The sequence below is a fragment of the Psychrobacter sp. genome, from assembly GCF_049295055.1.
In the GTDB taxonomy this organism is placed as follows: domain Bacteria; phylum Pseudomonadota; class Gammaproteobacteria; order Pseudomonadales; family Moraxellaceae; genus Psychrobacter.
Genome location: NZ_JBAQQF010000042.1, coordinates 16,035 through 29,179 on the forward strand (window position 1 = coordinate 16,035; position 13,145 = coordinate 29,179).

A 13,145-nucleotide genomic window follows, 5' to 3' on the forward strand; every position below is an offset into this window, starting at 1 on the left:
TAATAATCACTATATCAAATGGTTTAAATATGTCTGCTCCAAAATCTCCACTTCCCAATAAACCGATTGCTGCTGACCGAGTACGCTCTGCCGATTTGCCTGTGGCATGGATTATGATGCTTGGTCTTATCGTCGCGGTAGGGCCATTATCGATTGATATGTATCTGCCAGCGTTACCATCAATGGCAGATGACTTTGGCGTATCGACTGCATTTATGGCCAACTCGGTACCCGCCTACTTCATAGGTTTGGTATTTGGGCAGCTGTTTTATGGTCCGCTGAGTGATCGTATTGGCCGCGTCAAACCATTATATTTTGGTATGACTTTATATATCATTGCCTCGATTATTTGTGCGACGACTAACAACGAATATGTGTTGTTTGCGGGGCGTACCTTACAGGCGCTCGGTGCTTGTGTAGGCGCGGTTGTTACCCGTGCTGCGATTCGTGATCGCCTAACAGCTAAGCAAACTGCCAAAGCTTTTTCTATCATGATATTGGTGATGGGTTTGGCACCGATATTAGCGCCGTCACTCGGCGCTGTATTTTTACAGTTTTTCAGCTGGCACTCTATCTTTTGGTTCCTAGCTGCTTTTGGTGCGCTTAACTTATTACTCACTAAGTTCTTCTTTTTTGAGACGCTCAGTGAAGAAAACCGTAATATACGTCCTGCCAAAGAAATACTGAGTCAATATTGGGACTTATTAAAGGACCCTACTTTTAACTATCCAGCGATTGGCGGCGGGTTATTGATGGGGGCAATGTTTGTCTATATTAGTTCAGCGTCCGAGCTAATCATGGATACTTATGGCATGTCAGCCACCCATTTTGGCTGGCTTTTTGGTATGAATGCAGCAGGGTTTGTAGGATTGACGCAGCTCAACCAATGGCTGACCAACCGTTTTCGTATTTTGAGTATTCTGCGATTTGGTGCGATGATGCAAGTTATCTCAGCGGGTACGCTATTTGTGATAGGTATTATATTTGGTACGGACGCTTGGTTGCCACTGGTATTAGCCTGTATTTTCTTTTGTATTGCCGGTTTGGGCTTGACTCAGCCTAACTCTTCAGCGATTGCGCTGGCTTTTCAAAAGCGCCGCGCTGGCATGGCTAGTGCCTTACAAGGCTCCTTAATGTTTTCAGTAGGTATTTTCGGTGGCTTAATATTAAATTTATTTCCAGTGAATCCCGTACTGAAAATCGGTATTGCGATGTTTGCGCTCATGAGTCTTGGTTGCTATTTGATTTGGCAGATAGATAGTAACCTGAACCTTGATGATGCGGATTAATTAGCTGCTAGATTCTACTTATTGATATTCATTCATTGTTAAGAAAGCATTATTAAAAAAGCATTCAGCACGTATTAAACGTCTGAATGCTTTTTTGTATCTAATTTTTATTTTATTTTTAATATAAAGTGTTTTTTCAATACAACCCTTGTTAATCCTAAGTTGCTGAGCCATTAGTCTTATTATCACATGGAGATGTTGTATGTAATTATTACTATGTATAAACATTTGTATGGTATTACCAAACAAAGTCATTGCAATACTTGAGTTGCTCGATTATCATCTAAAGTAATTTTCTGTAATAAAGTGTTGTTAAGAATTTACCTAACTATGCAGAATTGTTTTTATCAATGACTTTCATAATAACATCGAGGCTTAAGGATAAGATATGAAGCAATTATACCGAGTGTTACCGATTGTATTAAGTGTTGGCTTATTTGGGTGCGGTAATTCTTCTACTCAAGACAACACTAATGCAACAGGTACAACAGTAACAAAAGATAAAGACAATTTTGTTAGTAAACTTCCTGATACAGCACCAATTCTTAAAGTCGCAATGACTGGTGATTTACCACCTTTCTCATTTCAAGACGATTATGGCAACATGCAAGGTACTGATGTTGATTCGATTAGAGCTATCGGAGAAGAGCAAGGCTTTAAAGTCGAGTTTTATAAAGAGACTTGGCAGAACATGTTCGATAGCGTGGAATCAGGAAAACGTGATTTAGCGATTTCTGGTATCTCTTATAAAGATGATCGTGCGGTAAGATATGGCCTATCAACGCCTTATTTCTTTAACCCAGCTACCATCATGTACTTGGAAGGGAAGTTTGATATAAAAGATTTAAACGATATAAAAGGTCTAAAAACAGGGACTTTAGAGGGTTCTAAAGAAGAAGATACTCTAAAAGAGATGGGTGACTCGGTTGAACTAGTTACAAGAACTACTGCATTTTTGTCTTATCAAGATTTGGTACAAGGTAATATCGATGTTTTCTTATACGATATGCCAGTATTGCAATATATTATTAAAGGCTATCCAGAACATAAAGTTAAGATCGTACCTTATGAAGCTGCAGATGCTCCTTCAGCGCAACAAGTGATATTGATGGCAAAAGAGAATACTCAGTTGATTAATACTGTTAATGAAGGTATTGCCAAACTCAAAGAAAAAGGGACGTTTAAAGAGATTGAGGAGCGCTGGTTAGGTGAAGCTACACCTGCTGATAAAAGCGCTTCTGATACTAATACTACGCAATTGAACTAAGGAATTCTCAAGATGGCAACTACATCCAATGTTGACAATAAGCGCTATCAAGGTCTAATTATTTCAATTGCACTGTTTTTATCGCTAATCGGTGCTTTGTTGGCCTTTACCTTTTATACCTCAAATCTTTTAGAAAGAAACACAGCTCTAATTGACCAAACTAACCAAGTTGCTAATAGTGCGCAGGCAGTAATTAAAGATCTTTTCGATTTAGATAATAGTTATGGTGAGGATACCAATTCTCCACATATTCAGCAAGTTTTAGAGCGTTTAGAGCAAAATACTGCGCTGATTACCAGCTCTATCTCTGCTATTGAGCAAGGCGCTACGATCACTGACGTTGATGGTAAGAGTTATACTTTGCCAAAGATCGATAGTAATGCACAGGCAAACATTGACGCAGCCAATGAACAGTGGAAAGTGTTAGAGCCTAAGATTCAAGTATATCTCAAAGATGCTGATAATATTATGGTTTCTTCTGAAGATGAGTTGACCCAAGCAGTTGAGCAGGCAAAAACCTCCAGCTTACTAATTAACGATTCGTTAGACAACCTTACCAAAGACGTTTTCAACAGTGCAGAACGTCAAGCAACGACTATTCGTCTTGTTCAGATACTGGGTGTTGCAGCCATTTTTGCTTATTTTTTAATTTTCGTATTTTTCTTTGTTCGCAGGTTACGTGATACCGATGCTGAAGCATTCGCTGCTCGACGTGAAACACAAGAAATTATGGAAACAGTTAATACCGGTCTGTTCCTCCTTGATAAAGACTTGAATATTGGTCAGCAACATTCTCGTGCACTGAATGATATTGTCGGTGCGGAGAGATTGGCAGGAGAGAACTTTACCAACGTCTTGCGTGGTCGTATTTCTGATAAAGACCTTAAGACCACACAGCAATTTATCGAACAGCTCTATAATCCTCGAGTTAAAGAAAAGTTGGTAGATTCTCTTAATCCTCTACACAAAGTGATGCTACATAATGCTTCTGGAGAAGACAGTGCGACCAGTCGCTTCTTAGACTTTAAATTTTCAAGAGTGTATGAGAATAAAGACATTGCCCGTATTTTAGTCAACGTTAATGACGTCTCAGATGCTGTTTATTTAGAGCAGCGCCTAGAAAAAGAGCGCTCACAAAATGACATGCAGATTGAGATGTTGACGACTATCTTAAACGTGAATCCAAAAATTATTAATGAGTTTATTGGCAATACCAAAACCCATATCGATAAGATGAATAATATTTTGAAAAACCCTGGTAGCTCTCAATTTGAGCTTGAAGGGAAGCTAAACGCTATCTATCGTGAAATGCACAGCTTAAAAGGTGAGGCTTCTGCGCTTAAACTGCATAGCTTTACTAAGATTGCGTCAGATGCTGAAGATAAACTAGATGCGTTACAAAATCAAGGAAAGCTATCTGGTAATAATTTCTTACCCCTAGCGGTGCATTTAGATGACTTACTTAGTCTTTCTAACACTATTGAAATGCTGGGTGAGCGTATCAACCAGGCGGTTCCGAAGGCTGTAAGTAGTGCTAAAGTACCAGCGCCAATGACCACTGCAATAAATGCTAATACATTAAAATCGAGTACCTCACAACCAATCATTACCACCCCTGCTACTCAGCAATCAGTAGATAGCTCTGCCAGCAGCATGAGTATTGACGTTGGTAATGACATCGATTTGAACGATGAGTCAGATGACGAGCAACTATCTTATTATCAAGATTTTGCACAAGACATCGCCGTAAGACAAGGCAAGCAAGTACAGCTTAATGGTCATAATTTGGCGCACGTAAATATACCTGCACACCTTAAACAACCAATCAAAGAAATCAGCATTCAGCTATTACGTAATGCGGTGGTACATGGTATTGAGTCACCTGAAGCACGTCAATCAGCTGGCAAGTCTGTAATTGGTAGCATTGATTTAGAGATGCAACGTGACAATCAGAATTTGATTATTGCGCTACAAGATGATGGTCAGGGCATCGACTACGAAGGCATTCGTCATAAACTGGTTGCTGATGGTCGCTTTGAACAAGATGCTGCCAGTCAGCTGACTCAAGGTGAGTTACTCAAAACATTGTTCGCTTCTGGTTTCTCTACTAAAGAGCAGGCCGATGAAGATGGTGGGCGCGGTGTGGGCTTAGATGTCATCAAGGCATTAGTTAAAGAATATAACGGTAAGCTCAATGTCAATAGTGAGTTTGGAAAAATGACACGTTTTGTCATTACCTTACCGAACGCGTAATTAAGGAAGATAGATAAGCTATGTACAAATTAATGATTGTTGATGATTCAAATATCATTCGAAACCGTATTCAGCGCGCTTATGATTCAGGTCAGTTTATGTTGGTTGCTACGGCAACCAGCGGTGTTCAAGCCATTGAAAAGTTCAATATCCACCGTCCTGATGTGGTTACGATGGACTTAACCATGCCGCAAATGGATGGCCTTGAGTGTATTGAAAAAATCATTGCCATTGACCCTAACGTTCGTATTTTAGTGGTGTCGGCGTTGTCTGATAAATCTACTGGGATTGAAGCGTTATCATTGGGTGCTAGCGGATTTTTATGCAAGCCTTTTTCAGAAGAAGAGCTGGTAGAGTCTTTGTATGAGCTAGTGCAAGACTAATATTGTCCAATAATTTAAGTAAATACCTTATTAAAGAACACATATTATGAAAGAGCAAAAGTTACAGATTTTTGTGAGCATTATTACCAACTATTTTAATCAGTTTGGTAATGAAGAGCTTATTGTAGATACGCCTTATTTGCTAGAGAACCAACAACCTAAAGTTCATGATTATACTGGCGTCATCGGTATCTCAGGGGTTCAAAAGGGGGTGGTTTATTTTTCTGCAACCAGCGCGCTATTGGATAGTATCCTAGATAGCATGGGTGAGACAGATAAAAGTGAGGATAATTTAGTAGACCTCGCTGGAGAAGTTGCCAATACTATCGCGGGCAATGCTCGTACCGAATTTGGGTCAGAATTTCATATCTCTGTACCATTGGTATTCAAGGGTTCACCGCAAAGTATTATTTTACCTAAAAGTGGGCGCTCTTTTATCATTCCAGTGAGTTGGCGCGGTCAAATCGGGGAGATTGTGGTTTGTTTGCAGGACTAAATACAATGCCCCGTGATGATAAATATGGACGATGAACTATTATGGTTAATGTAGAAAAGTTAGGCGTCTTTTTAAGCTCAATTAGCGCATTCTTTGCGCAGATTGACGATGAGCCAGTAGTGATTGACACGCCTTATTTGCATAGCAATAAAAATGCCGTGGGTTATGATTATAGCGGCATGATTAAGATATCTGGCCCTCTTGAAGGCTGCGTTTATGTCAGCGCTCCGAGTACACTGCTGCGAGAAGTGATCAAAGTGATGGGTGAGCCTGACTCGTCTATAACGATGATGAAAGATTTATTGGGTGAGATGGCAAATACCATTTCAGGCAACGCGCGTGCTGAGTTTGGCGCAGATTTTATTATCTCACCGCCCAAGATTATTGAAGGAATACCCAGTATTCCTTACTTACCAAAAGACCGTCAAAGCTATGTTACACCATTTACATGGCGTGGCTACAAGGCTGTCATAGGTATTTGCATCGCTTAATCTAAATCTGTGAGCTAATTCTATTTTGAATAAAAACGACGTTGATGCGTCGTTTTTTTATGTCTGATTTTATGTCTGATTTTACGGTTAGTTTTATGATTGATGCTGCGCTTAAAGACTTGTAACAGCGCTAGCAGTCACTGAGCGTTATATGATAAAATACTGCCCAGCTATTTTTATAATTTAGACTTCATATAAATCATAGTTCAATTTTTTTAAATCAATCCATCAACCAATGACACACACATCATGGCAAAAAATTGCTGGGTGTTTGGCGACTTGATTAATTTGCTTCATGGCTAGGTGCTTTATTATTGATACACCTAACTAATAGCAAATGCGTGTCGCTAGATAGGCAGTTTTTGTGATGTGGAGGCATAACCCAACCAACAGGACATTTAACATGGCTACAAAGAATCCAACCAAAATCGAAATGCGCGACCTATTACAAGCCGGCGCTCACTTTGGTCACCAAACACGTTTTTGGAATCCAAAAATGGGTCCATATATTTTTGGTGCCCGTAACAAGATTCACATCATCAACCTAGAGCACACTGTAAAAGCGTTTAACGAAGCATTGACTTACGTAAACGGCTTAGCGGCTAAGAAAAACAAAGTATTGTTTGTTGGTACTAAACGCGCTGCAAGCGGCGTTATCCGTGAGCAAGCAGCACGCGCTGGCATGCCTTACGTTGACCATCGCTGGTTAGGTGGTATGTTGACTAACTGGAAAACACTACGCCAGTCAATCAATCGTCTAAAAGAGCTTGAGAAGCAAGCAGAAGACGGTACTTTCGCTAAGCTAACTAAGCGTGAAGCGTTAGAGCGTACTCGTGATATGGAAAAACTAGAGCGTTCACTAGGTGGTATTAAAGACATGGGCGGCCTACCTGACGCAATCTTCGTTGTAGACGTTGATCACGAAGCGATTGCTATTAAAGAAGCTAAGAACCTAGGTATTCCAGTTATCGGTATCGTTGATACTAACTCTAACCCAGATAACGTTGATTACATCATTCCAGCAAACGATGATGCTATCCGCGCCGTGACTTTGTATGTAACTTCTATTGCTGATGCGATTATCGCTGGTAAAGAATACGCACAAACTCAAGCCGGTGGTAAAGCCGAGCAAGAAGCACCTGCTGCTACTGAAGAAGCTAAAACTGAAGAAGCACCAGTTGAAGCTAAAACTGAAGAAGCTGCTACTCCAGCAGAATAAATCGCTGACCGATATGGTTTAACTTTGTAAGGATGCCTTGATAGTTTATCTATTGGCAGCCATATAACGTGACTAACAGCACGGAAGTTTATAATAGGCATGATGTGGTTTTACTCGTCATGCCTTATTATTAACACGCCAAACAGAATTTAAATGTGTCATGTATCATGTATTTAGATATCGTGCACTTCCATGCATAACAATACTCACATACATAATAAAAGGTAACTCTTATGTCAGAAGTAAAAGTATCTGCCAAAATGGTAAAAGAATTGCGTGACCGTACTGGTCTTGGCATGATGGAATGTAAAAAAGCGTTAGAAGAATCAAACGGTGATGTTGAAACTGCCATTGATAACCTGCGTAAATCTGGTCAAGCGAAAGCCGCTAAGAAAGCTGGTAATATCGCAGCTGACGGCGCTATCATCATCGCTCAAGGCGACAACAAAGCATTTTTGTTAGAAGTTAACTGCCAAACTGACTTCGTTGCAAAAGATGACAGCTTCACTGCATTTGCAGAAAAAGTGGCTAACCTTGCACTAGAAAACAACGTCACGGACGTTGCTGCTATTTCTGAATTACCTTATGGCGATGGTCAGACGGTTGAAGAAGCTCGCGTATCTTTAGTACAAAAGATCGGTGAGAATATTCAGATTCGCCGTGTTGAAGTACTTGAAGGCGCTAACATTGCCTCATACCGTCACGGCTTACGTATCGGTGTAGTGGTTTCTTATGAAGGCGGCACTGCAGACACTGGTAAGAATCTTGCCATGCATATCGCTGCATTTAACCCTGTTGCAGTAGACGATGAAAGCGTCGATGCTGATGTACTAGCACGCGAAAAAGACATCATTGATGCAAAAGCTCGTGAATCTGGCAAGCCTGACAATATCGTTGAAAAAATGATCGAAGGTGGTTTGCGTAAATATCTAGACGAAGTCACTTTACTACGTCAGCCATACGTCATGGACAATGAGAAAAAAGTCGGCGACGTGTTAAAAGCTGAAGGCGTAAAAGTACTTGCTTTTAAACGTCTAGAAGTCGGTGAAGGCATCGAGAAGAAGCAAGAAGACTTTGCTGCTGAAGTTGCTGCAACCCAAGCACTAGCTAATAAGTAATTTTTAAAATGCTGTGAGTACTTTATTAATTATTTGATATTAATCAGTTAATGTAGCGCTCATAGTTTTTTAAATTAGCTTTGTTTGAACGCATAAAAAAGCCCGTTATTTATTTAACGGGCTTTTTTTATGCTTCATTTTTAAGAGATTTAGTATTGTACAGAGTATCAATATTAACGTAATGCCAAATAAGCAGAATTGGCATAACTGGCGCCATTATTACTACTGGTGCCATAACTGACGTTTTGCATACCGCCGCTGTTACTGGTATTGGCAGTATTGCTGTTATTAGAATTGCTATTATTAGCGTTCATCGTATTGCCAGATAACCCTGCGTCATTTTTATATAAACTATGATAGCGGCTCATCACACTTTTGACATAATTACGTGTTTCTTTAAAGGGTGGAATGCCCTTATATTTATCAACGTTACCTTCACCAGCATTATAACCGGCAACCGCAAATTCAACATTATTATTAAAGCGCTTCATGAGCCAAGCGATATATTTGGCTGAGCCTTCAATATTATCAGCAGGGCTCCAAGGATTACTCACCTTAAATCGACGCGCCGTTGCTGGCATTAGCTGCATTAATCCTTGCGCACCTACTGGTGAGCGCGCATTAGGGTTAAAGGCGGATTCAGTATGCATCATGGCTTTCATAAGCCCTGGATCGACACCATGGCGCTGAGCTGAGGCTAGAATATAGCTATCATAAGAGTTACGAGTACCGCTGCTACTAGCAGCACTGCTGCCATATTCATTGCTATTACTGCTGCTACCACCGTCGTATAGATTAGAATCTTTATAATAAGTGACTTTCACTTTTTTAGTGAATTTATCAAAATTGCCACTCGGGTTGACGTTAGTGAGAAGAACCTGTCCGCCTTTATCCTTGTAGATATACATATTGCCTGCTTGGGCAGCAATAGATAGAGATAAGCTGGATAGGGCGACAGCGGTGAGTAAGACAGGAGACAAGCAGCGAGTCACTAACGTTGCAACATTTATCATAGGGTTATCACTTTTTATCGAGTAGTAGCAAATTGCCTTGCTTATGGAAGCGTCGTTTTACGCATCGAAGCGGTTATCGTGTTTGCAAGATTTTGTCGTCAGCATACTTAGTGCTACCCAGCAAAATTACATTTAACAAAAACCAATTGCAATAGATACAAAAAATAATAGTTGTTTACTATAACATAAAATAACTTTTAACAATATCTGATTGCCTCGATAAGTTAGCAAAGAAAGTCTTTAATATGTAAAAATTTATAATAAAATCAATATGCTATTACAGCTGGCTCGAATAAGTAGCAATGAGCAGCTATATTCTTTCTACTATCAGCACAGGATAAAATAAACACATTGATGTCTATATGCTAATAAGAGATATTTTTCTTGCTGGTTTTTTATAGGCTCTGTTAGGTAGAGCTAAAAAGTTATTTCATTACACAGCGAGTATCGAAAGCATATTAACGAGCTTAAGCGGATAGCGCAGTGATGAGCAAGCTTATGCAGATAACGCAGTGATAAAGATAGGCACCCAAACAGCGGTGACCAGCCCATTGACAGCTAAGCCAAATGCCGCATAGCGTCCAGCCGTATGACTGATCTGCCACGCTTCGACTGTGCCAAACGCATGAGCCGCTAAGCCAAGCGCTAGACCTTTGGCGCGGTCGTCATCAATACCAAGAAACAAGAAGCGCGCTAATGTACCGCCAATGATACCTGAAACAATAATAATCAGATTTGCCATCGCTAAAGGCGCTTTTATCAAATCTGCGACACTTAGACCAATCGGTGTGGTCACTGAACGAGTGGCAAAAGCTAATATCGTGTCGTGGCTTAGTGAAAATAGATATGCCAATGACATCGGTAACAATGCCCCAACTAAACTCGCCATCGCGACAATGATTATGAGCTTTTTGACGGGTAAGCCTTTAAAGTTCATGGCTGCTAGAGGTACGGCTAATAATACTGTGACATAGCCTAATAGGTGGTCAAATAGAGGTTTAGCGGCGCTATAATAATTATTATAATCCCATTGCAGAATGAACAAAAACAGCACCACCAATGCCAGCGCCGTAATTACCATTGGCAACCATGATAGTTTGCGTGCCAGTACACGAGCGATTACGTGTGCCGTCAAGGTTAATAATATTGCAGCAAGGGTCGCTGTAAACATACTATCAAAACTCATAATATTCCTTTGTTCAGATAGCTTAATGCTATCCTTTCTGCTCGTTTATAGTGCTACTAGCATCACGATTTAGCCAGCGATTGGCCAATATGGCAAGTCCCCAAAGTGGTATGAGTGTACTAATCAGTATGGTAAGCATAAAACCCCATAGTTCATCACCTAAAGCGAATAGCAGCAAACCTGCACCCGCAGATACCGGCAAAAAAGCAAAGCCACTATCGACCAACAAGGTATTGCTAGCCTGAGTAAGCCAGCTAGGTAAACCTTTAATAAATCGCCAAACGATCAGGATAACAAACATCGTTAGCATACCCACGATATTGGCGGCTTTTTCGATACCTGCCCACTGACAGACAATCACTGCTGACTCACGAACGACTATAATCATCGTGAGGGTCATCAGTAATGCCATCCATAAGGGCATTTTTGAAGAGCGGATAGACTTCATAAGCATTTTTCGCCAAGTCATATATAGATGAGAGAGAGTTGAAAGGTGAGCATGGTCTGATAAATAGTTTGATAAACGGTCTGATAAATAGGGTATGAAAAATCGAGTTATTTATATTAAGCGTATTGTTTCTTATTTTAAAGGTATAAAAAGCGATTATATAGAGAGTGGCTCAACTAATAAAGGCTATAGAATAATAGCGCTTTCTATCACTTTGCACAGACTATAAAACTTAGTAAAATATACCCTATAAAAAATGGACGGTATCAATTAATTGATACCGTCCATTTATAATTAGCTAGACTACTTTAAATATTCAGCTATTGTGAAAAGCCAGCTAATTTAAGAACTGGTCATTTAGCGCTGTGAATTAGGATTTTCAGTTGCTTCCACTTTAGGCTCTAAGCTTCTTGGAGTTAGAGCTTCTGAGGTTAATGCGTCAGGATTTAGGGCATCAAATTCATCAAAAGCTTTTTCTTCGGCTTCAGTCATCGTTTGCTCTTCATCCTCGTCAGGCTTTTCAAACTCTTCAAGTATCGGCATCAGTAACATAGCTTGGGCTAATGGCAAGACGTCTAAAGGTTCTAAATTGGCTTGACCCAGTAGCTGTCTCAGCCTATCGCTTGGCAAGCGAATCGTTAAGCACTCATGACCGCTGTCATCATAGCTCTCTTCCTGAATAACGCCCAACTCATATAATGAGTTTTTTAACTGACCGGCATTATAAGGTAGCGTCAATTCAAACGTCGTCAGTGTGCCAGTCAGCAACTGCTGGACGGCTAATGACAGCTCTTCCATGCCTAGATTTTCTCTAGAAGAAACGTATACACGGCTAGGCTGACCTTCGCTAGCATAACCAATATGCGCAGGCTCATCGGTTAGATCAATTTTGTTGTAGACATTGAGCACCGGTACATCGTTATCGATTTTAGCCAGTACGTCTTTAACCGCCTGAATTTGCTCATGCATGTCTTCACTGGAGGAGTCGATAACATGTAGCAATAAGTCCGCCTCTAACGTCTCTTCTAACGTCGCATGAAAAGACTCGACCAACTCATGTGGTAAATGACGGACAAAACCAACGGTATCGACTAATACCACACGACCAACACCTTGCCAATCTAAGCGGCGTAAAGTGGGATCGAGGGTTGCAAACAACTTATCGGCAGCATAAATGTTTTCATCGACCAAACGATTGAACAAAGTAGACTTGCCAGCGTTGGTATAACCCACTAAGGATATAGTCGGCACGTCTGATTTTTGACGGCGTGCTCGACCTTGTGCGCGTGTCTGTCTGACTTTCTCGATTCTACTTTTAAGCTGGGTGACTCGCACCTGTAGTAAGCGACGATCCGTCTCAAGCTGAGTTTCACCTGGCCCACGTAAACCAATACCGCCTTTTTGACGTTCTAAATGCGTCCAACCACGCACCAAACGCGTCGATAAATGGTTAAGCTGCGCCAGCTCCACTTGTAGCTTACCTTCATAAGTACGTGCACGCTGAGCGAAAATGTCTAAAATCAAACCAGTACGATCAAGTACGCGACATTTTACTAATGCTTCAATGTTACGTTCTTGTGATGGCGATAAGCTATGATTAAAAAGGACGATATCCGCATCATGTTCGCGAACCAATTCTGCTATTTCTTCTGCTTTACCGCTACCAACGAAGTATCTGGCATCGGGTCTTTGGCGTGAGCCAGTAACCAACGCCAAACGATCAGCGCCTGCTGAGTCTGCTAATAGCTCAAATTCACCCAGATCATCAGGATCTTGAATTTGGCGGATGTCTAAATGTACTATAATGGCGCGTTCGCCACCTTCATGTCTTTCAAAATAATCCAAAGAGTATCACCTATCAGTAAAGTAAATAAATCGCTATTATCAATTCAGTAAATCTCGATATAGCATTCATATGACCATATATATGTGGTCTCATCAGTTAATATTAAAGCGTACTAGCGCAATTAGCGATGCTTTTA

Annotated in this window: 12 protein-coding genes; 8 read left to right on the forward strand and 4 right to left on the reverse strand. The window is 40.6% G+C overall.

Annotation, left to right across the window (positions count from 1 at the left end; genetic code table 11):
* Positions 1–29: 29 nt before the first annotated feature.
* The 8 genes from WAZ74_RS05835 (at position 30) to tsf (ending at position 8,516) form a co-directional block, all read left to right on the forward strand.
* The gene (locus WAZ74_RS05835; protein ID WP_422306762.1) at positions 30–1,289 is read left to right on the forward strand and encodes a multidrug effflux MFS transporter; all 1,260 of its coding nucleotides are present in this window, start codon (positions 30–32) and stop codon (positions 1,287–1,289) included.
* 388 nt (positions 1,290–1,677) lie between these two features.
* On the forward strand, positions 1,678–2,556 hold the full coding sequence (locus WAZ74_RS05840) for a transporter substrate-binding domain-containing protein (protein ID WP_422306764.1): 879 nt from the start codon (positions 1,678–1,680) through the stop codon (positions 2,554–2,556).
* Between the two features lie 12 nt (positions 2,557–2,568).
* Positions 2,569–4,809: an ATP-binding protein gene (locus tag WAZ74_RS05845; protein WP_422306766.1), complete on the forward strand. Its 2,241-nt coding sequence runs from the start codon at positions 2,569–2,571 to the stop codon at positions 4,807–4,809.
* Between the two features lie 20 nt (positions 4,810–4,829).
* Positions 4,830–5,192, forward strand: coding sequence for a response regulator (locus WAZ74_RS05850; RefSeq protein WP_079690884.1), 363 nt, complete (start codon positions 4,830–4,832; stop codon positions 5,190–5,192).
* A gap of 46 nt (positions 5,193–5,238) precedes the next feature.
* The gene (locus tag WAZ74_RS05855) at positions 5,239–5,688 is read left to right on the forward strand and encodes a chemotaxis protein CheX (RefSeq protein ID WP_422306769.1); all 450 of its coding nucleotides are present in this window, start codon (positions 5,239–5,241) and stop codon (positions 5,686–5,688) included.
* A 41-nt stretch (positions 5,689–5,729) separates the two neighbouring features.
* The gene (locus WAZ74_RS05860) at positions 5,730–6,179 is read left to right on the forward strand and encodes a chemotaxis protein CheX (protein WP_422306771.1); all 450 of its coding nucleotides are present in this window, start codon (positions 5,730–5,732) and stop codon (positions 6,177–6,179) included.
* A 403-nt stretch (positions 6,180–6,582) separates the two neighbouring features.
* On the forward strand, positions 6,583–7,398 hold the full coding sequence (gene rpsB, locus WAZ74_RS05865; RefSeq protein WP_422306773.1) for a 30S ribosomal protein S2: 816 nt from the start codon (positions 6,583–6,585) through the stop codon (positions 7,396–7,398).
* A gap of 233 nt (positions 7,399–7,631) precedes the next feature.
* Positions 7,632–8,516, forward strand: a complete 885-nt coding sequence (gene tsf, locus WAZ74_RS05870; protein WP_422306775.1) for a translation elongation factor Ts — start codon at positions 7,632–7,634, stop codon at positions 8,514–8,516.
* Between the two features lie 173 nt (positions 8,517–8,689).
* Here tsf and WAZ74_RS05875 read toward each other — a convergent pair whose 3' ends face one another.
* The 4 genes from WAZ74_RS05875 to hflX all read right to left on the reverse strand — a co-directional run bounded on the left by WAZ74_RS05875 (position 8,690) and on the right by hflX (position 13,008).
* Positions 8,690–9,529 (reverse strand): lytic transglycosylase domain-containing protein, encoded by an 840-nt coding sequence (locus WAZ74_RS05875; protein ID WP_422306777.1) that lies wholly within the window; start codon positions 9,527–9,529, stop codon positions 8,690–8,692.
* 496 nt (positions 9,530–10,025) lie between these two features.
* A complete protein-coding gene (locus WAZ74_RS05880; RefSeq protein WP_422306779.1) occupies positions 10,026–10,715 on the reverse strand; it encodes an LrgB family protein in 690 nt (229 codons plus the stop codon).
* Positions 10,716–10,743: 28 nt separating this feature from the next.
* Positions 10,744–11,163: a CidA/LrgA family protein gene (locus tag WAZ74_RS05885; RefSeq protein ID WP_422306781.1), complete on the reverse strand. Its 420-nt coding sequence runs from the start codon at positions 11,161–11,163 to the stop codon at positions 10,744–10,746.
* Between the two features lie 357 nt (positions 11,164–11,520).
* Positions 11,521–13,008: a ribosome rescue GTPase HflX gene (gene hflX / locus WAZ74_RS05890; protein ID WP_422306783.1), complete on the reverse strand. Its 1,488-nt coding sequence runs from the start codon at positions 13,006–13,008 to the stop codon at positions 11,521–11,523.
* Positions 13,009–13,145 lie beyond the last annotated feature (137 nt).